This window comes from Streptococcus oralis, from assembly GCF_023110055.1.
GTDB lineage: Bacteria > Bacillota > Bacilli > Lactobacillales > Streptococcaceae > Streptococcus > Streptococcus oralis_BY.
In genome coordinates, this window is sequence record NZ_JALDVG010000003.1 from 95,250 (window position 1) to 118,883 (window position 23,634).

Below are 23,634 nucleotides of genomic sequence, written 5' to 3' on the forward strand. Positions count from 1 at the left end.
AAGAATCTCCTTTCTCGAAAGAGAAGGGAGAGTTTTTGTGTTTGAGAGATGGATTGTAGCTAAAACAACTCCCAATTAGGTCTTGAAAATTTCTTAGTCTGTTTCATATAAAAATGAGTAAAATGAATTTCCATCGCCAAGGTCATTAGAGTTGCGATAGCAATGACGATGGTAGGATCGGCTGAGAAAAGTAGAGGAAGAATAGGCCTTTAAAAAGTGGGCAGGAAAGACCATTTCGGAGTATAGAAAGGAAGTTCAAAAACATTTTTAGAAATAAGACATGTGCATTATAAACATCAGATACGAATCTGGTGTTTTATTTTTTTAAAGAATTTAAGCCTTTCTCTTGACAAGTGAGTGATTACTCACTATAATAGCTTCTGTGGTTTAAAAAGTGAGTACCCACTCACCAAGGAGGAAGTAAATGAAAACATTACTACATTTACAAGATTTAGTAAAATCTTTTGACCATCAAATAGTTCTGAATCATGTCAGCTTTGAATTGCAGCCAGGAGAAATTATAGGATTAATTGGTCCGTCTGGTGCTGGTAAATCAACTATGATTAAGACTACGTTAGGAATGGAAAAGGCTGATGGAGGCGTAGCTTTAGTGTTAAATCACACAATGCCCAATCGCTATATTTTAGGAGATATTGGCTATATGGCACAATCAGATGCTTTATACGAGACCTTGTCAGGCCAAGAAAATCTGGAATTTTTTGGTCAGCTAAAGGGGCTTTCTAAAAAAGACCTGAAGGCGGAAATTGCTTATATAGCTCAAGTAGTAGATCTGACAGACTACTTAAACAAGGCGGTATCTGGTTATTCTGGAGGAATGAAACGGCGTTTGTCTCTTGCTATCGCGCTGTTAGGAAATCCTCAACTCTTGATTTTGGACGAACCGACAGTTGGAATCGACCCTTCTCTTCGAAAGAAAATCTGGAAAGAATTATTCGCGCTTAGAGACAATGGGGTTGGGATATTAGTTACTACCCATGTTATGGATGAAGCAGAGTTGACGGATAAGGTCGGCTTATTATTAGGCGGAAAAATCATTGCTTTTGATACACCGCAACACTTAAAAGAAAGTTATCAAGTTTCAAGTATTGAAGAAGTATTTTTAAAAGCAGAAGGTGAGTAAAATGAGAACAATAGCGATTGCAAAAAAAGTCATCAAAGAATTACTTCGTGACAAACGAACTCTAGCCCTGATGTTTATAGCACCTGTTTTTATCATGTGGTTGATGAACCTCATGTTTTCAGCTAGTACAACCGTGAATGTCAAGTTAGCAACACAGGATCTACCAACTGGTTTGGTAACGAAAATGGATGAGCTCGATCATGTGGACGTCGAGACTTATCAAGACTTAGATCAAGCCAAAGAAGCGCTAGCAAATGAAAAAGTCGATGCTGTGATTTCTTATAAAGACGGTGAGTATCAGGTCGACTACGCAAATACAGATGCCTCCAAGACCTCTATGATACGACAAGTGTTACGAACGAGTATCGCCAGTGAAGGCACCGATCAGTTACTATCTCGTGTTAAACAAGCTCTTCCACAATTGGACTCGGACGCAAAAACACCAGAAATCAAGGAGTCTTACCAGTATGGAGATGAAAATACAAGCTTCTTTACCAGTATGATTCCGGTTTTGATAGGTTTTGTAGTTTTCTTCTTTGTCTTTTTGATTTCAGGTATGGCACTTTTGAAAGAGCGCACCAGTGGAACACTAGAACGTTTGTTAGCAACACCAGTGAAACGATCTGAAATCGTCTATGGCTATATGTTGTCTTACGGTATTATTGCGATTTTTCAAACGGCAGTTGTCGTCTTAGCAGCAATTTGGCTACTAGATGTAGAAGTTGTAGGAAGTATTTTAAATGTTATAATAGTTAATGTGGTACTGGCTCTTGTAGCACTAGCTTTTGGAATTCTCTTGTCTACTCTAGCAAAATCAGAATTCCAAATGATGCAATTTATTCCTCTCGTGATTATGCCCCAACTTTTTTTCTCAGGAATTATTCCATTGTCATCCATGGGAGAATGGGCTCTAACTGTGGGGAAATTTTTGCCATTAACCTATTCTGGTGATGCAATAAGCCAGATTATTCTTTACGGGCACAATCTTGGTGATATTTTGCCAAATCTTGGTGTTTTAATGATTTTCTTGATCATTTTAACAATTCTCAATATTGTTGGATTACGTCGTTATCGTAAAGTTTAGAAATCAACATAAATAATGCTAAAAAGGTGTGAAGATTAGATGGATAAGACTGTTTTTGAATCGTTTGAAGATTACTTAGAAGAAGCGAATTACCCTCAAGGAAAGAAAAAAATCATGCAGGCAGCAGTGGATCTCATATCAACTAGGAGTTACCATGGGACCTCAACTCTTCACATAGCTGAGCGTGCTGGACTAAGCCAGGCAACTTTGTTTAAGTATTTTAAGACGAAGGATGATCTACTGACGGCTATTTTACATCCTGTAGTCCCAAGCATTTTCGGTAGTTTTTTTGAGGAACTCTTAGCTTTTGAAACGACAGAAGAGAGGGTTCGTTATCTCGTCCACGATCGTATGAGCTATCTCAAAAAAAATCGTGCTTTGATGAAAATCATTCTGCAGGAGAGTTTTTCAAATAAGAAACTAAAAAATGAACAGATTTTTATCTGGAATGCTATTCAAGATAAACTTCGAGTGCTTCATAAGGAATTGCTAGCAGATCCACGTGTAAATCCAGAGATAACGATTCCTCAAATGGTTCGTATTTGTGTTGGTCCATTGTTGGCTTACTTCGCTCAACTTTATATCGTTAGCGACAACGGAGAAATAAAGGAAGAGGACCTAGACTTATTAGAAAAACAGATTTTGGGTGCTTTGTGGAAATAGAGTAGGCCTAGACAAAATGGAGGCTAGATTCTATTGGTTTGGCTTCTTGCACAAGATAATATAAAAGGGTATATATTGCCTGATGCAGATTCGTGCTTTTTTATTGTTGAATTTGCTATTTTGGTGATAGTTCTCAATCACTTTACTAAAACAGAAACCGACCTCTCCAGCAGAGCAACGATTTCTTAAATGTATGGAAGAGGAGTTTTCTGGCTTGCTAAAGACAACTCCTTGACACTTCGTCAGCTTTTGATACAATAGTACAAAATTAGAGGAGGTGGGCTATGATTCAGAAACATGCGATTCCCATTTTGGAGTTTGATGACAATCCCCAGGCGGTCCTTATGCCAACACATGAGGGATTGGACTTAAAGTTGCCAAAAAAGTGCATCTATGCATTTTTGGAGGAAGAGATTGACCGCTACGCTCAGGAAGCAGGAGCGGACTGTGTTGGTGAGTTCGTTTCTGCCACCAAGGCTTATCCAGTCTATGTCATCAACTACAAGGGTGAGACGATTTGTCTAACCCAGGCGCCCGTGGGTTCTGCCCCAGCTGCCCAGTTTATGGATTGGTTGATTGGCTATGGTGTGGAGCAAATCATTTCCACTGGAACCTGTGGCGTCCTAGCCGATATAGAGGAAAATGCCTTTCTCGTCCCTGTTCGCGCTCTGCGAGATGAGGGGACCAGCTACCATTATGTAGCGCCTTCTCGTTATATGGAGATGCAGATTGAGGCTGTCTCTGCCATTGAGCAAGTTTTGGAGCAAAGAGGCATTCCTTATGAGGAAGTTATGACCTGGACGACAGATGGTTTTTACCGAGAGACGGCTGAAAAGGTTGCCTATCGCAAGGAAGAAGGCTGCGCTGTTGTGGAAATGGAGTGCTCGGCTCTTGCGGCAGTGGCTCAGCTACGTGGTGTTGTCTGGGGAGAATTGCTCTTTACTGCAGATTCCTTAGCGGATCTGGACAACTACGACAGTCGTGACTGGGGCTCAGAAGCTTTTGATAAGGCACTCGAACTCTGTCTTGCCATTGTGCACCACATGTGAGTGTTCTGACTGTTTTTATGGTAGAATGTAGTTATGTTATTCAAATCTTTTTTGGAAAAAATCAAGACGATACTGGGACGCTTGTCGCCAGCCCGTCGCATCTTTTTAAGTTTTGCCCTAGTAATCTTCTTGGGTTCTCTCCTTTTAAGTCTCCCCTTTGTGCAAGCAGAAACGTCACAAGCGACCTACTTTGACCATCTCTTTACGACCGTGTCCATGGTCTGTGTGACAGGGCTTTTCACTCTGCCAGTGGCTTCGACTTATAATATCTGGGGCCAGTTGATCTGTATGATTTTGATCCAGATTGGTGGTTTGGGGCTCATGACCTTTATCGGAATCTTTTATATCCAAGGCAAGCAAAAGCTCAGCCTTCGTGGTCGTGAGACTATTCAAGAAAGTTTCAGTTATGGAGAAACCCAGTCTCTAAAGGACTTCATCCGCTCAATCTTTCTGACGACTTTTTTGGTGGAAGGAATTGGTGCCTTTCTCTTGAGTTTTCGCTTTATCCCCGAATTTGGCTGGGGGCGAGGGATTCTAACCTCTATCTTTTTGGCTGTTTCAGCTTTCTGTAATGCTGGATTTGATAATTTTGGAAGTACGAGTTTGGTAGCCTTTCAAACGGATCCCTTGATCAATCTAGTGATTGCAGGCTTGATTATCACTGGTGGTCTAGGATTTATGGTCTGGTTTGACCTAGCGACCCAGTTTGGGAAGAAGAAAAAACGCCGCCTGCGTTTCCATACCAAGCTGGTTCTCTTTTTAACGGCGGGAATTCTGCTCTTTGGAACAGTATCGACTCTCTTAATTGAGTGGAATAATCCTGGGACGATTGGAAATCTCAGCGCTCCAGAGAAACTGCTGGTTAGTTTCTTCCAGACAGTCAGTATGAGAACGGCAGGCTTTGCTTCCATTGACTACACCCAGGCTAGACCAGTTACCTTACTGATCTACATCTTGCAGATGTTTCTGGGCGGGGCACCTGGAGGGACAGCAGGCGGGCTCAAGATTACGACCTTCTTTGTCTTGTTGGTCTTTGCTCGCAGTGAACTATTGGGCTTGCCTCATGCTAATGTGGCTCGGAGGACCATTGAACCCCGAACCGTACAAAAGTCTTTCAGTGTCTTTATTATCTTCTTGCTAACATTCTTGCTGGGCTTGATCCTACTAGGGATAACAGCAGAGGGAAATCCGCGCTTTATCTACCTCATGTTTGAGACCATTTCAGCCCTTGCAACAGTTGGGGTGACGGCAAATTTAACACCAGAGTTAGGTAAGTTAGCCCTCAGTATCGTTATGTTGTTGATGTTTATCGGCCGTATTGGTCCCTTGACACTACTGGTCAGTGTAGCGGAATACCAGCCAGACAAGAAAGATACGATTCACTATATGAAGGCAGATATCACTATCGGATAAGAAAGGAAAAACGATGTCAGATCGGACAATTGGAATTTTAGGCTTGGGAATTTTTGGGAGCAGTGTTTTGGCTGCCCTAGCCAAGCATGACATGAATATCATTGCTATTGATGACCACGAGGAACGCATTAATCAATTTGAATCAGTGTTGGCGCGTGGAGTAGTTGGAGATATCACGGATGAAGAACTCCTTCTATCAGCGGGGATTGACACCTGTGATACCGTAGTCGTCGCAACAGGTGAAAATCTGGAGTCCAGTGTTCTTGCGGTCATGCACTGCAAGAGTTTAGGAGTGCCGACCGTTATTGCCAAGGTCAAAAGCCATACGGCTAAAAAGGTGTTGGAAAAAATTGGTGCAGACGCAGTCATCTCACCAGAGTTTGAAATGGGGCGCTCATTAGCACAGACCATCCTCTTTCATAACAGCGTAGACGTCTTTCAGCTGGACAAGAATGTATCGATTGTCGAGATGAAAATCCCCCAATCATGGGTAGGTAAAAGCCTCAGTCAGTTGGATTTACGTGGGCGATACAACCTCAATGTACTTGGTTTTCGTTCCTACGAAAATGCTCCTCTGGATGTCCAATTCGGACCCAATGACCTCTTGCAGGCAGATGCCTACATCATGGCAGTCATTAATAACCAACATTTGGACACTCTAGCTGAACTGAGTGAGTAGGAGAGGAAAGGCTACTCTCTTTCCTAATAATTAACGAGTCAATATAAGTATTTTATAAGAGGGATTTAAGAAAAATTTTAACTTTTTCTTAATCCTTTTTAATTTTAGGAGATTATACTAGAGTCATCAAAAAAAGAAAACTCTAAGGAGAATCCTATGAAATTCAATCCAAATCAGAGATATACTCGTTGGTCTATTCGCCGTCTCAGTGTAGGCGTTGCTTCAGTTGTTGTGGCTAGTGGCTTCTTTGTCCTAGTTGGTCAACCAAGTTCTGCGCGTGCTGATGTCGTCAATCCGACTCCTGCCCAAGTCGTGCCAGACGCTGCTTCGGTGAGTGAAAAGAGCGACTTACCAGCAGAGGTTCTCAAAAAAGCAGTCGATGTAGCTCTTCCTTCAGAACAGTCTATTCCAACACCTAAAGCAAGTGTGGATACCACAAGCTCTTCAGAAAAAGCGGACGCAACTGCTAAAGAGCCTGCAGTAGTGCCAAAAGAAGAAGTGCAAGCACAACCTGACTCTAAGAAACAAACAGAAGATGCAGTTAAACCTGTGGAAAGTCCTGCGTCTACAGTTTCTGGACAAGACCGTGAAGTCAGTGAAGCGCAACCAGCGACCACCCCAGCTGAAGTGCAAAAGGGTGTGGCCGACAACACCAAAGACACAGTAGATGTCCCAGCTAGTTACCTTGACAAAGCCAATTTCCCAGGACCATTTACAGCTGGTGTCAATCAAGTCATTCCATACGAATTCTTCGCTGGTGACGGCATGTTGACTCGCCTTATCTTGAAAGCATCTGATAAGGCTCCATGGTCCGACAACGGAACAGCTAAAAATCCTGCTCTCCCACCAGTAGAGAGATTGGGCAAAGGCCTTTACTTCTACGAAGTAGACTTGGCCGGCACCCAAGGTAAATCTGATAAAGAGCTGCTTGACTTGTTGAAACAAAACGGCACACATAGCTATAAAGCTACCATCAAAGTGTACGGTGCGAAAGATGGCAAACCTGACTTAACTAATCTGGTAGCGACTAAAGATTTGGATGTCAACTTGAATGGTTTGACCACTCCAGCTGAAGTGCAAAAAGGTGTGGCCGACAACACCAAAGATACAGTAGATGTCCCAGCTTCTTACTTGGATAGAGCTAACTTCCCTGGTCCCTTCACAGCCGGTGTCAACCAAGTCATTCCATATGAATTTTTCGCTGGAGACGGCATGTTGACTCGCCTGATCTTGAAAGCTTCTGATAAGGCTCCATGGTCAGACAATGGAACAGCTAAAAATCCCGCTCTCCCACCAGTAGAGAAATTGGGCAAAGGTCTTTACTTCTATGAAGTAGACTTGGCTGGAACCCAAGGCAAATCTGACAAAGAGCTGCTTGACCTTTTGAAACAAAATGGTACACAAAGCTATAAAGCTACCATCAAAGTGTACGGTGCAAAAGACGGCAAGCCTGACTTAACTAACCTCGTAGCAACTAAAGATTTGGATGTCAACTTGAATGGTTTGACCACCCCAAATCAGGTTAAAGACTCTGTTGTTAACAATGTCAAAGACATGATTGATGTTCCAGCTAGCTACCTTGAAAAAGCAAATGTTCCGGGTCCATTCTTGGCCGGTGTCAACCAAGTTATTCCATACGAAGCTTTTGGTGGAGATGGTATGTTGACTCGCCTCTTGTTAAAAGCCTCAGACAAAGCTCCATGGTCAGACAATGGAACAGCTAAAAATCCTGCCCTATTGCCACTTGAAGGCTTGGCTAAAGGTCAATATTTCTACGAAGTGGATTTGAATGGCAATACGGTTGGCAAAGATGGTCAGGCCTTGCTGGATCAACTTCGAGCTAACGGAACCCATACATATCTAGCTACTATTAAAGTCTATGGATCTAAAGATGGCAAACCTGATTTGACCAATCTGATTGCTACTCGTCAAGTAACGATTCAACTTCGTGGAAAAGAAATGGCGACAATACCATCTCAACAAGGTCAGATGAATACGAAGCCTTCTGAAACAGGCTCTACAGGTACGACTGAGGGTATGATGGGTACAAATCACCATATGTCAGATATGAAGGTCGATCAACCAGCTTCTAGCCCAATGGCTAATATGATGGAAAAAGATGATAAAGCGATGCTACCAAATACTGGGGAAGCTAAAACAGCTACAGCTGGCCTTGGTATCTTTGGTCTAGCCTTGGCAGGTCTTGTTGGACTTTTGGGTTTGACAACCAAACGAGAAGATTAAGATTCAAATCAATTAAACATTAGAGAAAATAGTGTTATACTAAAGCAAGTATAACACTGTTTTTATCGAAGGAGTGTCAGATGAAAAAGACAATTTTGCTGGTTGATGATGAAATAGATATTCTAGATATTCAACACCGCTATCTTATACAGGCGGGTTACGACGTTTTGGTCGCCCATGATGGCAAGGAGGGATTAGAGCTTTTCAGAAAAAAATCTATCGACCTCATTATCACAGATATCATGATGCCCAATATGGACGGGTATGATTTTATCAGTGAAGTTCAGTATATCGCTCCGGATCAACCCTTCCTCTTTACAACTGCTAAGACAAGCGAACAGGATAAGATTTATGGATTAAGTTTGGGGGCAGATGATTTTATAGTCAAACCCTTTAGCCCACGCGAATTGGTTTTAAGAGTGAATAATATCTTGCGTCGCCTTAGCCGTGGAGGAGAGACAGAACAGATCGAGTTTGGTGACTTAGTGATCAACCATGTGACTCATGAGGTTCGCATTGGGGAGCAACCTTTGGAATTGACAGTAAAATCCTTTGAACTTCTATGGATATTAGCCAGCAATCCCGAGAGAGTCTTTTCAAAGACGGAACTTTACGAGAAGGTATGGCAAGAGGACTATGTGGATGATACCAATACACTCAATGTTCATATCCATGCTTTGAGGCAAGAGTTGACCAAGTATACGAATTCAAATGCTCCTGCTATCAAAACTGTCTGGGGTTTGGGTTATAAGATGGAAAGACCAAGAGGTAGAACATGAAATTAAAAAACTATATTTTAGTGGGGTATCTAGTGTCGACTCTACTAACGATTTTGGTCGTTTTCTGGGCAGTCCAACGGATGTTGATCGAGAAAAGTGAAGTTTACTTTCTCGTTGGAATGACCTTGATTGCTAGTTTCATTGGCGCTGCAGTGAGCATCTTTCTTTTGTCGCCAGTGTTCTCTTCTCTGAAACATTTGAAAAAACAAGCTCAGGATATAGCAAGCAAGGATTTCAGCACAGAAATTGAAACCAAGGGACCATTAGAATTTCAAGAGCTGGGCCAGGCTTTTAATGACATGTCCCACAATTTGCAAGCCACCTTTCAATCACTTGATGAGAGCGAGCAAGAAAAGAGAATGATGATTGCGCAGCTCTCTCACGATATTAAAACTCCCATTACCTCCATTCAGGTTACTGTGGAGGGAATTCTAGATGGAGTGATTAAGGAAGAGGAGCGACTCCACTACTTAGCCACGATTGGTCGGCAAACCGAGCGTCTAAACAAGCTAGTGGAGGAATTGGATGTTCTGACTCTTAACACCCAACCTCAAGATACTGCTGATGAAGAAGTCGAAGAGGTCTTTTTAGATCAGCTGTTGATTGAGTCAATGAGTGAATTTCAACTCCAGATTGAACAAGAGGAGCGAGATGTTTACATTCAAGTATCACCTGAGTCGGCGAAAATCAAGAGCCATTCTGACAAACTTTCTCGCATTCTGGTCAATTTGTTAAACAATGCCTTTAAATATTCAGAACCAGGAACCAGAATCGAGGTTCTTGCCCAATTAACAGAACAAGAGCTGAGAATCAGTGTGAAAGACGAGGGTCAGGGAATCCTTCCTGAGGATTTGGAAAAGATCTTTAAACGACTTTATCGTGTAGAAACTTCGCGCAATATGAAGACAGGTGGACATGGATTAGGACTTGCGATTGCACGCGAACTAGCCCATCAGCTTGGTGGCGAAATCACAGCAGAAAGTCAATATGGCTTAGGAAGCAAATTTACATTCAGCCTCAATTTGAAATAAAGCTGTAAAATCCCTTTACATATCTAGCTTTTCATGGTATAATAGCCTTTGTGTGAAATAGCAGCAGGAAAGCATGAAGCTCGTCAACAGGTGTCTTATGACAAGTAACCTTGGCTGTTTAGGCGAAGGGCATCTGCACGAATCAGGGCTTTCTAAGTGACTATTTCCGCCAAATATTATTTATATCAGGAGGACATACATATGTCACGTTATACAGGACCATCTTGGAAACAAGCTCGTCGCCTTGGCCTTTCACTTACAGGTACAGGTAAAGAATTGGCACGTCGTAACTACGTACCAGGACAACACGGACCAAACAACCGTTCTAAATTGTCAGAATACGGTTTGCAATTGGCTGAAAAACAAAAACTTCGTTTCACTTACGGTGTAGGTGAAAAACAATTCCGTAACTTGTTCGTACAAGCTACAAAAATCAAAGGCGGAATCCTAGGTTTCAACTTCATGCTTCTTTTGGAACGTCGTTTGGATAACGTTGTTTACCGTCTTGGCCTTGCGACTACTCGTCGTCAAGCTCGTCAATTCGTAAACCACGGTCACATCCTTGTTGACGGAAAACGCGTTGATATCCCATCATACCGTGTAACTCCAGGTCAAGTAATCTCAGTTCGTGAAAAATCATTGAAAGTTCCAGCAATCCTTGAAGCAGTAGAAGCTACTCTTGGACGTCCAGCATTCGTATCATTCGATGCTGAAAAATTGGAAGGTTCATTGACTCGCTTGCCAGAACGCGACGAAATCAACCCAGAAATCAACGAAGCACTTGTCGTTGAATTCTACAACAAGATGCTTTAATTTTAAGAAATATCTTACAGAAAGCCTACAACAGTGGGCTTTTTGCTTTGTCTTAAAAGGTTGATTTCTGGGTTTGCTTAGATATTTGCTAGATTGATTTCATTGCTGCTTCAAAGAATGAGACGGCTTTTTTTGCGTTCTCTTTTGAGAGGTAAAAAGAAGCGTGACCCTCCCACAGCTATAGAGCTTTTAGGCGGGAAAACCACACTTCTTTCTTGAATTAATTTTACATCATTTTGACTTAAAAAACAAATAGAGGCGTCCCACCTCCTACCGCAGAAAGATCTGTTTCAAGGGGAGATGGAAAACCTCTATTCGTTAATTTAATTATAGCCTAAAAAACTTTTAAATACAAGGCTATTGAGATAGTAAGGGGGAAAAAAGAAGTAACCATCATTCCGACCACATAGTAGACAGGGGGGAACAAGATTACTTCCTTTATTTACTTAAGTATACAACATTTTTACAAGAAAGCAAAGTAGCAGGTTAGTCTAATGGGGTGCTTGTTGTACTTTAGCAAGTAAGGTGTGCTATAATGCTTTTAACAGGAACTAAAAGCCATTAGTAAATAACTAATATTGGGTCATATTGTTCCGATGTTAGAGAGAAGGAACTTAATGAAATTATGGGAATATGTTGATAAAAATGTTCGCCTTATTTTAGAAGATGGGACCTCCATCAAGGGTAGGGTGGTTGATTGGTTTGACGGTTATGATTTAGATGGTCCTGACGAAATAGTTATAGGTGATCGCTCATATCCTGAAGATATTATCAAGAAAATCAAAATTATTAGTGCTTAGTTCAACCTAGGCGATTTTATCGACTAACTATAAAAAGTATAAGAACTATCGAAAAAATAGCAGAGAGGAAAATAAATGAGTAAACAGCTTTGGAAGTATCTTCGATCAAGGGTTCAGATAGTCACTAATTGCGATAAGATAATCAAGGGACGTGTCATAGACTTTGTTGACGAAATGGACAATGATGAGCAAGATGAAATCACTATTCTCATTGCTAATCCTAGTCCAGATGAAGCTACTGAAATTTCTCTCTTTGAGAGTGAGATTGTCTCGATTAAAACAATCTCATAGGACTTAGAACAATCTAGGTGCTTTTACCTGCCTTATTTGAAAGAAAACACTATGGAAAAGGATTTAGTTTATATGGCAATATTAGATGATTTACAAGAGTTATATGACAATGGTTGGGATGCCTCTTTTGATTATAATGGTCAAGTATGTGGGATTTTTCCTAATTCTGTTCATGATATTGTAGTGGTGATTGGAGATAAGGAATACCAGGTATCATCATTCATTGATCTGATTTCTCTAAAAATTGACGATAACACTTTAGTAGAAATTATGGATGGAATTGAAGTGCAGTATTATTAAAATAAAAATCATCTTTGATGAATGAACTGCACCCCAAAAATTAGATTTTGTCTGTTAAATTTTTGGAACGTAGCTCAATATGCTACAACGTTCTTATTAGGAGGGGAAGGGTAATGGGTTATAGTCAACAAGTATTAGACATGCTCCAGCAAACAGTCAGTGGTCAGATTGATAATTTTTGGGATTTTTCCTTTACGTTTAACGCTCTTTTTGGAGAAGATGCGGAATTTTCCGAGGCTTGGGATAATGAAAACTCTGAAATGTTTGACGCTCTCAATGACTTTGAGTTGATGATATTTTTAGAGGAACATGATCCAAGCGACAAACAAGGTTTTATCGATTTCTTAACACCTTACTACGAAAAAGCAAAGCAATTAGCCAATATTGAAAGGAATATTTAAATGACACTCTGGAAATTTAACCGTACAGATGTAATTATCACGTTAAAAAATGGCGCGGTAGTTAGAGGATTTGTAGAAGACTATTGTGACGCCTCTGACAATGACGAGGAGATTGACTCCTTGCTGGTAGATGTTGATGGAACTCTTTATGAATATTTTGAAGATGAAATCGTCAGCATCATAGAAAGCTAGTAGTGGGAATAGAATCTAAGGAAAAAATCTTGTTTGTTGAGATTGTTTTAGTTGGGATGGTCCTATATGAAAAAGGATGAAATTAAAAAATATTTAGACAAAGATCTTGAATTTAATTATAATAGCCGAGGTGCTTGCTTTTTATCGAGTATATGTGTAGTTGGTTATGATTATGAAGGTCAGCAGTTTGATACAATTGATGAAGCTATGGAAGCTAAAGTATTTGACGGGAAAAGCTTAGTAGATATATGGGATGAAGTTTTTCCACAAGTTTTTTAAAATGAAAAGCACCTTTGATGAACTGCACCCCAAAAGTTAGATTTTTTCTGTCTAACTTTTGGGGTGCAGTTCAAATGTATGAGATATTTTTAGTTTTGATTTAATTTCGATATTTTTCCGGAAAATACTTATTTTTCGGAAAGTCAAGATTTTGTTATTATTTATGATATACTGGTACCGTAATTATATCCTTACAGAGGTTAAGTAAGGGTTTCAGTACACGTCAATAGATGTCAAAATATTGATTTTAAGCGATTTTTGATTTTTGGAAACTCATTATATCGCACTACAAATCAATAAAAACTCTACCTTTTACTCTACCTTTTTTAGATAAATATATCATCTGGATATTGAAGTTAAGCCCTGCTATCATTTCGATGGCAGGGCTTTTTAATGTTTGGGACACTACCTTCTTATCTATATTTTGATGGAGCTGAAGTTGACATCTACAAAGTTTAATGTTAAAATACATTCAAAAATATATTTGAATGAGGTGCTTTATGGTTCAAAATGTTGTTACTTCAATAATCCTGTATTCTGGGACAGCCGTAGACTTACTTATTATCCTAATGTTATTTTTTGCCAAAAGAAAAAGCAGAAAAGACATCATTAACATCTATTTAGGACAATTTCTAGGCTCTGTTAGTCTAATATTGCTAAGTTTACTTTTTGCATTTGTCTTAAATTATATTCCTAGTAAAGAGATTTTAGGTTTGCTCGGTTTGATTCCAATTTTCCTAGGACTCAAAGTTTTGCTTTTAGGAGATTCTGATGGAGAAGCTATTGCAAAAGATGGTTTGCGCAAAGATAATAAAAACCTGATTTTTCTAGTCGCTATGATTACTTTTGCAAGTTGTGGTGCTGACAATATTGGTGTTTTTGTCCCATATTTTATTACCTTAAATTTAGCGAATTTGATAGTGGCTTTACTTACCTTTCTAGTCATGATTTATCTCTTGGTTTTTTCTGCCCAAAAATTGGCACAAGTCCCTTCTGTTGGAGAAACTTTGGAAAAATATAGCAGATGGTTTATTGCCGTTGTTTATTTAGGACTGGGGATGTATATCCTGATTGAAAACAACAGCTTTAACATGCTAAGGACTGTGTTCGGCTAGGAGAAAAAATTATGAAAAAAGATAGTATCTGCCAAGTGAATATTATAAATCAGCAAAATGTTACAACCGCAACGAACTACCTTGAAAAGGAAAAAGTCCAAAAATCACTTCGTATTTTATCAAAGTTTACCGATAATAAACAGATAAATATCATCTTTTATCTCCTTGCTGTTGAAGAACTCTGTGTCTGTGATATAGCCTGTTTACTAAATCTCAGTATGGCATCTGCCTCCCACCATCTTCGTAAACTAGCCAATCAAAACATCTTGGATACTAGAAGAGAGGGGAAAATTATATATTATTTTATAAAAGATGAGGAAATCAAAGACTTTTTTAATCAACTAGGATAACAACTATTTTTACTACTTTATCATGATTATATATAGGACTTATCTATGAAATTTTTTGATAAAAATTACTCACATGAAAGACTACTCGTAGCAAATCTTTAAGAAAAAAGTATAATTTAAAGCAAAGCGACCTAGGTAATGCAGGTCAAGTTAGCCAAGTTTAAAAGGGAGAAATCTGAAAGAAAATGTATCTTTGATAGTAGTCATTTATTGTGAAATATGATATATTTATTGATTAGATGGATGAATATTTCTAAAGTTAAATAAAATATGACAGATACATGCTTTTTAGTGTATCTTGTTTGTACTCAAAATATGAAGTGACTATCCAATATTTAAGATTAATAAATATTATACGATGAGATAGAATACTACAAAATGAAAGGCAACGTAATCTGATGAAGAAAGATAGATTAATTGCATTGACAGATGCTGTTCTAGCAATTATTATGACCATTTTGATTTTAGAGTTAGAAAAACCAACGACACCAAGTCTTCAAGCTTTTTGGGATTTACGGCAAAATTTCTTTGCTTATTTTCTTTCCTTTTTCTGGTTGGGATCGTTATGGATGGCACTAAACACATTATGGGAAAAGGTTGAGAAAATTTCCTCAGAAATTATTTGGTGGAATTTGTTTCTACTCTTGGAGCGGCAGGAGTTCTCTTTGGAGAATTTCATGCCATCCAAGATACCAGTCTGAATGATGTGGTGGACCGGATCTATATAAATGTCAAGGATTTACCGTTTCAGTCCTTGGGAGCTTTAGCTAATATCCTGTCTGATGTTAAGAAGGGACTGATTCAAGACAGTCATATCTGGTCTTTCTTCCAGTCATTTTTCAAACAATATCAGTTGATAATCAGCTTAAATCAGATCTATCAGTTTGTCTATCTTTCTCTGATGGAGATCATGTCCTATCTTCACTTTGATTATTGGAAAAAACGGCTCGGTCAGGAGCTAGTATGAATAAGGAGAACAAATGAGACGTTTAAAAATGTTATGGCATATTATACAGGTTACGGGTTTTACTCGGTTTGCTCTGAGTTTTGTGACCTTTGTTTTTGGGTCAGGAGGCGTGCTTTTCCTAGTTGAACCTGCTATCACAAATTACGGAGACGGTCTTTGGTATGCTTTTGTGACTTCGACGACTGTCGGCTACGGGGATCTCCTAGCTGTGACCTTGATTGGAAGGATTACCAGTGTCTTCTTGACGATTTATGGGCTCATATTTTTTGGCTGTTTATCAGCTGTTATTATTAATTATTATACCGATTTAAATAAGGAAAGAGGAGAGGACAAATGACTGCCAATTATTCAACACGGGAATACCGTGAGAAATTATACGATGACCTTCATGTTCGATTGAGAGATACAGCGATTTTGATGTGTGCAATTTTTATTGCCTCTATCGGTCTAAATATGAATTCAACAGCTGTTATTATTGGAGCCATGTTAATTTCACCTCTCATGACACCGATTGTTGGACTGGGATTCGGTTTAGCTATTTTTGATACGCGTTTAATCAAGCAATCTCTAGAGGTTTTATTGACTCAAGTGTTGGTCAGTTTGCTTGTCTCGACTCTGTATTTCTGGATTTCTCCCTTGTCTTATGCAAGTAGCGAGTTGATCGCACGAACCTCTCCAACCATTTGGGATGTTCTCATTGCTATTGCTGGTGGGATTGCTGGTGTGATCGGTTCAAGGAAAAAAGAAGCAAACAATATCGTGCCAGGAGTAGCCATTGCTACAGCTTTGATGCCGCCTATCTGTACTGCTGGCTATGGTTTAGCTAATGGGAATGTACGATTTTTATTGGGGGCTCTCTATCTTTTCTTGATCAACTGTGTCTTTATCATGCTAGCCAACATTGTTGGAACAAGAATTTTGATGAGAAAATCTCCTTTAACTTCATTTAAAGAGCTGAGCATTAAAATGAGAATTGGCTTGATTTCTTTGATTGTATTGTTGATTCTTCCAGCTAGCTATTCGGCAGTTACTCTGACAATAGAACAAGCGCGCAAAGAAGGGATCAAACAGTTTGTAGGAAAAGAGTTCGCCAATTATACGGTTATTAATCAAGTCTACAAGTCAAGTAACAATGAATTGGTCTTGACGGTTGTTGGAGATCCGATTTCAGAAGAAGAATTAGAAACACTCCACCAAAAACAAGCCTCTTACGGTATTCAATCTGTTCAATTGAAAGTGAATCAAGTTCAGAACTCGCCAACATTAGATAGTGAAGCGACCAAGGAATTTTATGAAAACATTGACAAGTATATTGATCAAAAACTCTCTGAAAAAGATTCACAAAACGATCTCGTAAAAGAAAATGAAGCAGACAAGGATTGAGGACAATGAACTGAATCGGTTTTTACGCCGTGTTTTTCTTGTATCTTCCTCTTTCTTACTTATAGCAGGTTGTTTTTGCTTGAATAAGAAATAAATTAGAAGTTCTATCATCTAAGAAAAATGATGAAAAAAATCATTTAACTAATGGTGTGAACGTTTAGTGTTTATCAGCTCCATTCTCTGTAATTTTGGGGGTAAAATCCACACCATTTAGATAAAATTAGTTGAATTTGATTGGAAAAACGCTTTTATAAAAGCGGAGAAAAGTCTTGATATTACGCTGTTTTTAGTCCAACTGAAATTCATACTTTCCAAACCAGGTCTTAAGAAAAAAGGTAGAGAAAAAGGTAGAGTTTGGATTGAAATACAGTGCAATATATCGCATTTGGCAAAAAGAAAAAACGCTTTAAATCAGCGTTTTTCTTATGTATTGATTCGTATTGAACCCCTACTTAACTTCTGTAAACACTACGTGTTTGCGAAGTTTTGGTGAGTATTTCTTCAATTGAAGACGGTCTGGAGTGTTACGTTTGTTTTTAGAAGTAAGGTACAAGCGTTCACCAGATTCTTTGTGTTCAAGTGTGATATTTACGCGCATGGTATCTCCCTTCTATTATTCAGCTGATGCAGCTTTAGCGATTTTACGTCCTTTGTAGTATCCTTTAAGTGATACACGGTGAGAACGTGAGTAATCTCCAGTAGTTTCGTCAAAGTTTACAGATGGAGCTGTTACTTTGTAGTGGGTACGACGTTTGTTTTTCTTCGCTTTTGAAGTGCGACGTGCAGGTACTGCCATTTTGATTTCTCCTTTTAAGATATAATTCAGTTAGGTTTGATTTTCATCAACTTTAATAGTATATCAAAACTTTTTTGTAAAGTAAAGTTACTTGACAAAAAAAAGATGAAAAAATTCTCCTGTCCGATCTAGCAGACAGGAGAAGGTGTTAAATATCAATCTCAAATGGTTCGTCAATGGTTTCTGATACGTATTTTCCGTCTTTCTTCCGTTGCTTGACACACTCTGTAAGGAGATATTCGATTTGCCCATTGACTGAACGAAAGTCGTCTTCTGCCCATGATGCGAGTGCAGCGTATAACTTTGTTGAGAGTCGAAGGGGAATCTGCTTTTTTTTAGCTTCAGCCATCTTTAGTAAAGACTTCCTGCGTTGACAATTGGTTGTGCATCATGATTGCCACAGAGAACGACTAGGAGATTTGAAACCATGGCAGCTTTTCGTTCTTCGTCAAGTTCTACCAATTCTCCTTCATTGAGACGTTCTAGTGCCATTTCAACCATTCCCACAGCGCCGTCTACAATCATCTTACGGGCATCAATAATGGCAGATGCTTGTTGGCGTTGAAGCATAACAGCTGCAATTTCTGGTGCATAAGCTAGATAAGTGATACGTGCTTCAAGGATTTCCAAGCCAGCATCTTCTACGCGACTTTGGATTTCTTCACGAATACGGTTAGCTACAATTTCACTAGAGCCACGGAGACTACCTTCATCTGCTTGTCCATCCCCTGTAGTATCTACATTAGGAGACACATCGTAAGGATAGATGCGGACAATATTACGAAGGGCGCTATCACACTGCAATGAGAGATATTCTTTATAGTTATCAACGTTGAAGACTGCTTTGGCTGTATCGACAACTCTCCAAGTTACCGCAATTCCAATTTCAACAGGGTTACCTAAGCAATCGTTAATCTTTTGACGGGAATTGCTCAAAGTCATAACTTTGAGGGAAATCTGTTTCTTGCCAATTTCAAGGTTTACATCATTGCCATTTGATGATTTCATTCCTGAAAAAGGAGATTTTGTGCTAACGTCCCCACTTTGTCCAAGTCGAGTGTGGTTTGCAGGGTTAACTGCTATGCTGAAGGGATTGACAAAGTAAAAACCAGGTTCTTTGATGGTACCTGTATAGTTACCAAAGAGTGTCAGAACCAGAGCTTCCTGAGGTTTGACAACTTTTAAACCAGCATGAGCTAGGCCTGCAATTAAGCTTAATAAAAGTCCGATAATAATTCCAAAAACGTTTTCCAAACCAGCACCGATTACAAATATAAAAATGCCAAGTACGAGTGCCAACTCGATAAGTATCAAGGCTACTACACCATTTGGTTTTGAATTGATTAGTTTTTCAGTCATAAGAATGACCTCCTGTTATATGATATCTAAATGATATCGCTTTAATTTATAAAGTCAAGAAATAAATGTAACATTATTAAAGAAAATATTACTGTATAGAATTTTCTGAAAATTCAAGAATTTTCTTCTGTTCATTGCCTTTAAAATGTGCTATAATAGTAAAAACTGAAACGGGAGGGATAAGATGACTGAATTAGATAAACGTCACCGCAGTAGCATTTATGACAGCATGGTTAAATCACCAAACCGTGCCATGCTTCGTGCGACTGGTATGACAGATAAGGACTTTGAAACACCGATTGTGGGAGTGATTTCGACTTGGGCGGAAAATACGCCATGTAACATCCACTTGCATGATTTCGGGAAATTAGCTAAAGAAGGTGTCAAATCTGCAGGTGCTTGGCCTGTACAGTTTGGAACCATTACCGTAGCGGACGGGATTGCCATGGGAACGCCTGGTATGCGTTTCTCTCTAACATCTCGTGATATCATTGCGGACTCTATCGAGGCGGCGATGGGTGGTCACAACGTCGATGCCTTCGTTGCTATCGGTGGCTGTGACAAGAACATGCCTGGTTCTATGATTGCTATTGCCAACATGGATATTCCAGCTATTTTCGCCTATGGTGGTACTATTGCACCGGGAAATCTTGATGGCAAAGACATTGACTTGGTTTCTGTCTTTGAGGGAATCGGAAAATGGAACCACGGTGATATGACAGCTGAGGACGTGAAACGTCTTGAATGTAATGCCTGTCCTGGCCCTGGTGGTTGTGGTGGTATGTACACAGCTAATACCATGGCGACTGCTATCGAAGTTCTCGGTATGAGTTTGCCAGGATCTTCATCTCACCCAGCTGAATCAGCTGACAAGAAAGAAGATATCGAAGCAGCAGGACGAGCTGTTGTCAAGATGCTGGAGCTTGGTCTCAAACCATCAGATATCTTGACTCGTGAAGCTTTTGAAGATGCCATCACTGTAACGATGGCTCTCGGTGGTTCTACAAATGCCACTCTTCACTTGCTTGCCATTGCCCATGCGGCTAATGTTGACTTGTCACTTGAGGACTTCAATACGATCCAAGAACGTGTGCCTCACTTGGCCGACTTGAAACCATCTGGTCAGTATGTCTTCCAAGACCTCTACGAAGTCGGTGGTGTGCCAGCGGTTATGAAATACCTCTTGGCAAATGGTTTCCTTCATGGCGACCGCATCACATGTACTGGTAAGACAGTCGCTGAAAACTTGGCTGACTTTGCAGACCTTACACCAGGCCAAAAAGTCATTATGCCACTTGAAAATCCAAAACGTGCAGACGGTCCGCTTATCATCTTGAATGGGAACCTTGCCCCTGATGGTGCGGTTGCTAAAGTATCAGGTGTGAAAGTGCGTCGCCACGTTGGACCAGCTAAGGTCTTTGACTCAGAAGAAGATGCTATCCAGGCTGTTCTGACAGATGAAATCGTTGATGGCGATGTAGTTGTTGTCCGTTTCGTTGGGCCTAAGGGTGGTCCTGGTATGCCTGAGATGCTATCCCTTTCATCCATGATCGTTGGTAAAGGTCAAGGAGACAAGGTTGCCCTCTTGACGGATGGACGCTTCTCTGGTGGTACTTATGGTCTGGTTGTCGGACATATCGCTCCTGAAGCTCAGGATGGTGGACCGATTGCTTACCTCCGTACAGGTGATATCGTTACGGTTGACCAAGATACCAAAGAAATTTCCATGGCCGTATCAGAAGAAGAACTTGAAAAACGCAAGGCAGAAACAACATTGCCACCTCTTTACAGCCGTGGTGTTCTCGGTAAATATGCCCATATCGTATCATCTGCTTCACGCGGAGCCGTGACAGACTTCTGGAATATGGACAAGTCAGGTAAAAAGTAAACTCAAAAAGCAAGCCAAAAATGGGATTTTATTCTTTAAAAGAATAACGGCATAATCGGATTGATTTCCGGCTATGCCGTTTTCCCTTTTGTATTAGGTATATGGACTTCCCTAATGTAGTTCAAATGAATAATAGTTTGCTTTTTGTTCTTGTTCCAGGAACCTTTTTTATTTTCATATCCACTATTTTCGCAACGAAAGTGCGGATGATCTCAGTAGTCTGATCCATGATGTCTATGAAGTTATGCACAATATCAAAAATTAATTCACGTTCAACTGTTGCTCTTGGCAGGTAGTGATAAAAGTTTTGAGTTCAGTCTTACGACTTTCAGGTTGATTCGGTTCTTTTTCAGCTAATTTTGTAAGCAACATTATCTATATAGAGTCATTCTATATGAATATCAAGCTTTTAAATTCCTGCATCCATCAACATGAGCTCCTGTGGCAGTTTTTCGTACAGCGTCTATTCCTCCTTTCCGAGGACCATCTTGCTATTTCCCTCTATAAGATGGGCTTGATAAAACAAAAAATCTGACGTTTTTTGAAAAAAGATTTAGAAAATGAGAAATCCTACTGAATACATTTATCAGTAGTTTTTTGTTTTTAGCCATTTTTAGTAGTTATTAGTAATAAAACACTATATATTGTAATAAAGCTAATTGTTTTTTAGACTAATCTATGATAAAATGATTAGAAATTAAGGAGGTACCCGATGAACAACGAAGAAAAATGGGCATCAATGGAGGAACTTTGTAAGCATCTTGGTCTAAGCAGAGATACTGTAAAAAAGATGATTCACACGCAGAATCTTCCTGCCTATAAAATAGAAAGAAAATGGAAATTTAAGATTAGCGAAGTTGATTCGTGGATTCGAAAAAACAATCGAATTACCGATGCAGAATAACGAGGTATTCAATATGATAAAAACAATTGATTTATTTGCAGGTGCAGGAGGATTAAGTCTTGGATTTCTTATGACCGGAAAATATCAGATTGTTGCTGCTGCGGAAATTAATAAAAATGCACGAGAAACTTATAAGACTAACATTACAAAAGATAATGATAACTTTGAATTTATAGAAAATGTTATTGATTATGATTTTTCAACCCTAAACTCAAGATTTGAAAACTCAATTGATGTTGTAATAGGCGGACCTCCTTGTCAAGGATTTTCAAATGCTAATAGGCAAAAAAATCATTTGATTAGCATGAATAACAGCTTAGTTAAAGAATACTTCAGAGCTATCCGACAAATTCGTCCGAAAGCTTTTGTTATGGAAAATGTTAGCATGCTTGAGTCAGAAACCCACAGATTTTATGAATCCCGCAAAGATAACGATGAAATAGACTCACTTATCGCAAATGGATATGATATCCCAAAAAGAATGGATACATTAGTACTATCAAAAGTTTCGTTTGATGGTATAGATATGTGTAGACTACCTGAGTCCGACTTGAGAGAAATATTTATTCCGAAACAGTTAACACATCTTTTATCTGTATTGCAAAAAAATATCAATAATCCAAGAAGACTGCCAAACTTTCTTTTAAAAAATAAAGCTACAATTGAAAAACTAATTAATTCATATATCTGTAGCGAAGATTTTGCTAATTCAACAGCAAAGCAACAAATAATATCAAAATTAGAAACAATAAAATGTGAGTTAGAGAATAGCCGTCCTGAAAAAGCATCTGAGGAATTGGACTACATAGTCGGTTTACAAAAGCTGATAAAGTCCATTTCAGAAATAACCGAAAACGAATTAATTGGGAATTATGAATATTCCGCTGAAGATGGTTTGCGTTTTATAGTTAATTCATATTCTGTTATTGATTATATTAATGCGATTCTTGGAGACGAATATATTCAAAAAGGTAATGTATTTAATGCCAAATGGTTTGGTGTCCCACAGGAACGTCGAAGGTATATAGTTGTAGGAATAAGACGCGATATATACATAGACAAAGATATTGATTTGATTTTGCCAAATGAAACTATAGCCAATAAAATTCCTACTGTAGGTGAGGCAATTTTAGATCTTTCGAATTATGAGGTTGGCTATAAACTACACTATACTCCAATCCCTTATGTAGAAAAAAAAGGTATAAGTAGCTATGCTCGCTCTATGCGCAAGGGTAGTAAGAGTGTTAAAAACCATATAACAACGAAAAGCACAGATAAAGCATTAGAGCGTTTCAAGAAAATTAAACAAGGAAAGAATTTCCACAGTCTTGGTATTGAAGATAAGGATACATATTCAAAACCCGAAAGGACACAGAACACAATATATTTGAGGCTTGACCCAAATAAACCTAGTGGAACAGTGGTAAATGTTCGTAAATCCATGTGGATACATCCAATACTGGATAGAGCAATAACTGTCAGAGAAGCAGCAAGACTTCAGTCTTTCCCTGATTCCTTCGAGTTTATTGGCACTAAAGATTCCCAATATCAGCAAGTTGGAAACGCCGTGCCACCACTATTAGCCAAAGGAATTGCAGATTTAATCTTTAAATATTTACAATAATTAAACAATAATAAAAAATACCGCGATTTTCACTGAATATTTCGTGGTATTTTTTTATTATTTGCTTTCGTAATAATTATTAATAAATA

The 23,634-nt window shown here is 39.1% G+C and carries 29 protein-coding genes and 2 pseudogenes; 25 read left to right on the forward strand and 6 right to left on the reverse strand.

Annotation, left to right across the window (positions count from 1 at the left end):
- Positions 1 to 59 precede the first annotated feature (59 nt).
- Positions 60 to 194 (reverse strand): annotated as a pseudogene (locus M1G01_RS09700) (low temperature requirement protein A); the annotation flags it as partial.
- A gap of 230 nt (positions 195 to 424) precedes the next feature.
- Between M1G01_RS09700 and M1G01_RS08945 the strand changes: the two are divergent.
- The 16 genes from M1G01_RS08945 (at position 425) to M1G01_RS09020 (ending at position 13,159) form a co-directional block, all read left to right on the forward strand.
- A complete protein-coding gene (locus M1G01_RS08945) occupies positions 425 to 1,141 on the forward strand; it encodes an ABC transporter ATP-binding protein (protein WP_000854376.1) in 717 nt (238 codons plus the stop codon).
- Between the two features lies 1 nt (position 1,142).
- Positions 1,143 to 2,225, forward strand: coding sequence for an ABC transporter permease (locus M1G01_RS08950; RefSeq protein ID WP_247931656.1), 1,083 nt, complete (start codon positions 1,143 to 1,145; stop codon positions 2,223 to 2,225).
- A 39-nt stretch (positions 2,226 to 2,264) separates the two neighbouring features.
- Complete coding sequence (locus M1G01_RS08955) at positions 2,265 to 2,888, forward strand: TetR/AcrR family transcriptional regulator (RefSeq protein WP_000361929.1); 624 nt, start codon at positions 2,265 to 2,267, stop codon at positions 2,886 to 2,888.
- Between the two features lie 284 nt (positions 2,889 to 3,172).
- Positions 3,173 to 3,937 (forward strand): nucleoside phosphorylase, encoded by a 765-nt coding sequence (locus M1G01_RS08960; RefSeq protein ID WP_000615016.1) that lies wholly within the window; start codon positions 3,173 to 3,175, stop codon positions 3,935 to 3,937.
- A 33-nt stretch (positions 3,938 to 3,970) separates the two neighbouring features.
- Positions 3,971 to 5,350 carry a TrkH family potassium uptake protein gene (locus M1G01_RS08965; protein ID WP_000897923.1) on the forward strand — a complete coding sequence of 460 codons (1,380 nt, stop codon included), beginning with the start codon at positions 3,971 to 3,973 and terminating at the stop codon, positions 5,348 to 5,350.
- Positions 5,351 to 5,363: 13 nt separating this feature from the next.
- Entirely contained in the window at positions 5,364 to 6,029 is a 666-nt protein-coding gene (locus M1G01_RS08970; RefSeq protein WP_001283887.1) for a potassium channel family protein, read from the forward strand.
- Between the two features lie 156 nt (positions 6,030 to 6,185).
- On the forward strand, positions 6,186 to 8,273 hold the full coding sequence (locus M1G01_RS08975) for an SSURE domain-containing protein (RefSeq protein WP_247931657.1): 2,088 nt from the start codon (positions 6,186 to 6,188) through the stop codon (positions 8,271 to 8,273).
- 80 nt (positions 8,274 to 8,353) lie between these two features.
- Complete coding sequence (locus M1G01_RS08980; RefSeq protein WP_033583600.1) at positions 8,354 to 9,052, forward strand: response regulator transcription factor; 699 nt, start codon at positions 8,354 to 8,356, stop codon at positions 9,050 to 9,052.
- Entirely contained in the window at positions 9,049 to 10,083 is a 1,035-nt protein-coding gene (locus M1G01_RS08985; RefSeq protein ID WP_000769387.1) for a sensor histidine kinase, read from the forward strand. The genes M1G01_RS08980 and M1G01_RS08985 overlap by 4 nt, the downstream gene beginning before the upstream one ends.
- A 201-nt stretch (positions 10,084 to 10,284) precedes the next feature.
- Complete coding sequence (rpsD, locus tag M1G01_RS08990) at positions 10,285 to 10,896, forward strand: 30S ribosomal protein S4 (RefSeq protein ID WP_000092756.1); 612 nt, start codon at positions 10,285 to 10,287, stop codon at positions 10,894 to 10,896.
- Between the two features lie 617 nt (positions 10,897 to 11,513).
- On the forward strand, positions 11,514 to 11,696 hold the full coding sequence (locus tag M1G01_RS08995) for a hypothetical protein (RefSeq protein WP_000780387.1): 183 nt from the start codon (positions 11,514 to 11,516) through the stop codon (positions 11,694 to 11,696).
- 75 nt (positions 11,697 to 11,771) lie between these two features.
- Positions 11,772 to 11,987 carry a hypothetical protein gene (locus M1G01_RS09000; RefSeq protein WP_000043341.1) on the forward strand — a complete coding sequence of 72 codons (216 nt, stop codon included), beginning with the start codon at positions 11,772 to 11,774 and terminating at the stop codon, positions 11,985 to 11,987.
- 72 nt (positions 11,988 to 12,059) lie between these two features.
- Positions 12,060 to 12,287: a hypothetical protein gene (locus M1G01_RS09005; RefSeq protein WP_009013763.1), complete on the forward strand. Its 228-nt coding sequence runs from the start codon at positions 12,060 to 12,062 to the stop codon at positions 12,285 to 12,287.
- A gap of 113 nt (positions 12,288 to 12,400) precedes the next feature.
- Entirely contained in the window at positions 12,401 to 12,688 is a 288-nt protein-coding gene (locus M1G01_RS09010) for a hypothetical protein (protein WP_000542381.1), read from the forward strand.
- Complete coding sequence (locus M1G01_RS09015; RefSeq protein WP_000177340.1) at positions 12,689 to 12,880, forward strand: hypothetical protein; 192 nt, start codon at positions 12,689 to 12,691, stop codon at positions 12,878 to 12,880.
- Between the two features lie 66 nt (positions 12,881 to 12,946).
- Positions 12,947 to 13,159 carry a hypothetical protein gene (locus M1G01_RS09020; RefSeq protein WP_000710706.1) on the forward strand — a complete coding sequence of 71 codons (213 nt, stop codon included), beginning with the start codon at positions 12,947 to 12,949 and terminating at the stop codon, positions 13,157 to 13,159.
- A gap of 286 nt (positions 13,160 to 13,445) precedes the next feature.
- On the opposite strand, the gene M1G01_RS09680 is transcribed toward M1G01_RS09020, so the two are convergent.
- Complete coding sequence (locus M1G01_RS09680) at positions 13,446 to 13,631, reverse strand: hypothetical protein (RefSeq protein ID WP_009013804.1); 186 nt, start codon at positions 13,629 to 13,631, stop codon at positions 13,446 to 13,448.
- Between the two features lie 28 nt (positions 13,632 to 13,659).
- Between M1G01_RS09680 and M1G01_RS09025 the strand changes: the two genes are divergently transcribed.
- The 6 genes and pseudogenes from M1G01_RS09025 to M1G01_RS09050 all read left to right on the forward strand — a co-directional run bounded on the left by M1G01_RS09025 (position 13,660) and on the right by M1G01_RS09050 (position 16,974).
- Complete coding sequence (locus tag M1G01_RS09025) at positions 13,660 to 14,274, forward strand: CadD family cadmium resistance transporter (protein ID WP_000250556.1); 615 nt, start codon at positions 13,660 to 13,662, stop codon at positions 14,272 to 14,274.
- A gap of 11 nt (positions 14,275 to 14,285) precedes the next feature.
- Positions 14,286 to 14,624: a Cd(II)/Zn(II)-sensing metalloregulatory transcriptional regulator CadX gene (gene cadX / locus M1G01_RS09030; RefSeq protein WP_000711083.1), complete on the forward strand. Its 339-nt coding sequence runs from the start codon at positions 14,286 to 14,288 to the stop codon at positions 14,622 to 14,624.
- A gap of 398 nt (positions 14,625 to 15,022) precedes the next feature.
- Positions 15,023 to 15,268, forward strand: a pseudogene (locus M1G01_RS09035) (TMEM175 family protein); the annotation flags it as partial.
- Complete coding sequence (locus M1G01_RS09040) at positions 15,250 to 15,591, forward strand: hypothetical protein (RefSeq protein ID WP_000397556.1); 342 nt, start codon at positions 15,250 to 15,252, stop codon at positions 15,589 to 15,591. The pseudogene M1G01_RS09035 and the gene M1G01_RS09040, both read left to right, overlap by 19 nt.
- A gap of 13 nt (positions 15,592 to 15,604) precedes the next feature.
- Positions 15,605 to 15,928 (forward strand): potassium channel family protein, encoded by a 324-nt coding sequence (locus tag M1G01_RS09045; RefSeq protein WP_001253404.1) that lies wholly within the window; start codon positions 15,605 to 15,607, stop codon positions 15,926 to 15,928.
- Positions 15,925 to 16,974 (forward strand): DUF389 domain-containing protein, encoded by a 1,050-nt coding sequence (locus M1G01_RS09050; protein ID WP_000126416.1) that lies wholly within the window; start codon positions 15,925 to 15,927, stop codon positions 16,972 to 16,974. The genes M1G01_RS09045 and M1G01_RS09050 overlap by 4 nt, the downstream gene beginning before the upstream one ends.
- Before the next feature lie 448 nt (positions 16,975 to 17,422).
- Here the strand turns inward: M1G01_RS09050 and rpmG are convergent, their stop codons facing one another.
- The 4 genes from rpmG to M1G01_RS09070 all read right to left on the reverse strand — a co-directional run bounded on the left by rpmG (position 17,423) and on the right by M1G01_RS09070 (position 19,129).
- Positions 17,423 to 17,572, reverse strand: a complete 150-nt coding sequence (gene rpmG, locus M1G01_RS09055) for a 50S ribosomal protein L33 (RefSeq protein ID WP_001265622.1) — start codon at positions 17,570 to 17,572, stop codon at positions 17,423 to 17,425.
- Between the two features lie 15 nt (positions 17,573 to 17,587).
- Positions 17,588 to 17,770, reverse strand: a complete 183-nt coding sequence (gene rpmF, locus M1G01_RS09060) for a 50S ribosomal protein L32 (RefSeq protein WP_000290417.1) — start codon at positions 17,768 to 17,770, stop codon at positions 17,588 to 17,590.
- A gap of 148 nt (positions 17,771 to 17,918) precedes the next feature.
- Complete coding sequence (locus M1G01_RS09065; RefSeq protein WP_000796544.1) at positions 17,919 to 18,119, reverse strand: type II toxin-antitoxin system antitoxin; 201 nt, start codon at positions 18,117 to 18,119, stop codon at positions 17,919 to 17,921.
- A 2-nt stretch (positions 18,120 to 18,121) separates the two neighbouring features.
- Positions 18,122 to 19,129 (reverse strand): SPFH domain-containing protein, encoded by a 1,008-nt coding sequence (locus tag M1G01_RS09070; protein WP_247931658.1) that lies wholly within the window; start codon positions 19,127 to 19,129, stop codon positions 18,122 to 18,124.
- A 184-nt stretch (positions 19,130 to 19,313) separates the two neighbouring features.
- On the opposite strand from M1G01_RS09070, the gene ilvD reads away from it, so the two are divergent.
- The 3 genes from ilvD to M1G01_RS09085 all read left to right on the forward strand — a co-directional run bounded on the left by ilvD (position 19,314) and on the right by M1G01_RS09085 (position 23,545).
- Positions 19,314 to 21,017 (forward strand): dihydroxy-acid dehydratase, encoded by a 1,704-nt coding sequence (gene ilvD / locus M1G01_RS09075; protein ID WP_000137343.1) that lies wholly within the window; start codon positions 19,314 to 19,316, stop codon positions 21,015 to 21,017.
- A gap of 712 nt (positions 21,018 to 21,729) precedes the next feature.
- Positions 21,730 to 21,921, forward strand: coding sequence for a helix-turn-helix domain-containing protein (locus tag M1G01_RS09080; RefSeq protein ID WP_070567145.1), 192 nt, complete (start codon positions 21,730 to 21,732; stop codon positions 21,919 to 21,921).
- Positions 21,922 to 21,934: 13 nt separating this feature from the next.
- Positions 21,935 to 23,545: a DNA cytosine methyltransferase gene (locus tag M1G01_RS09085; RefSeq protein ID WP_070567196.1), complete on the forward strand. Its 1,611-nt coding sequence runs from the start codon at positions 21,935 to 21,937 to the stop codon at positions 23,543 to 23,545.
- The last annotated feature ends 89 nt before the right edge of the window (positions 23,546 to 23,634 follow it).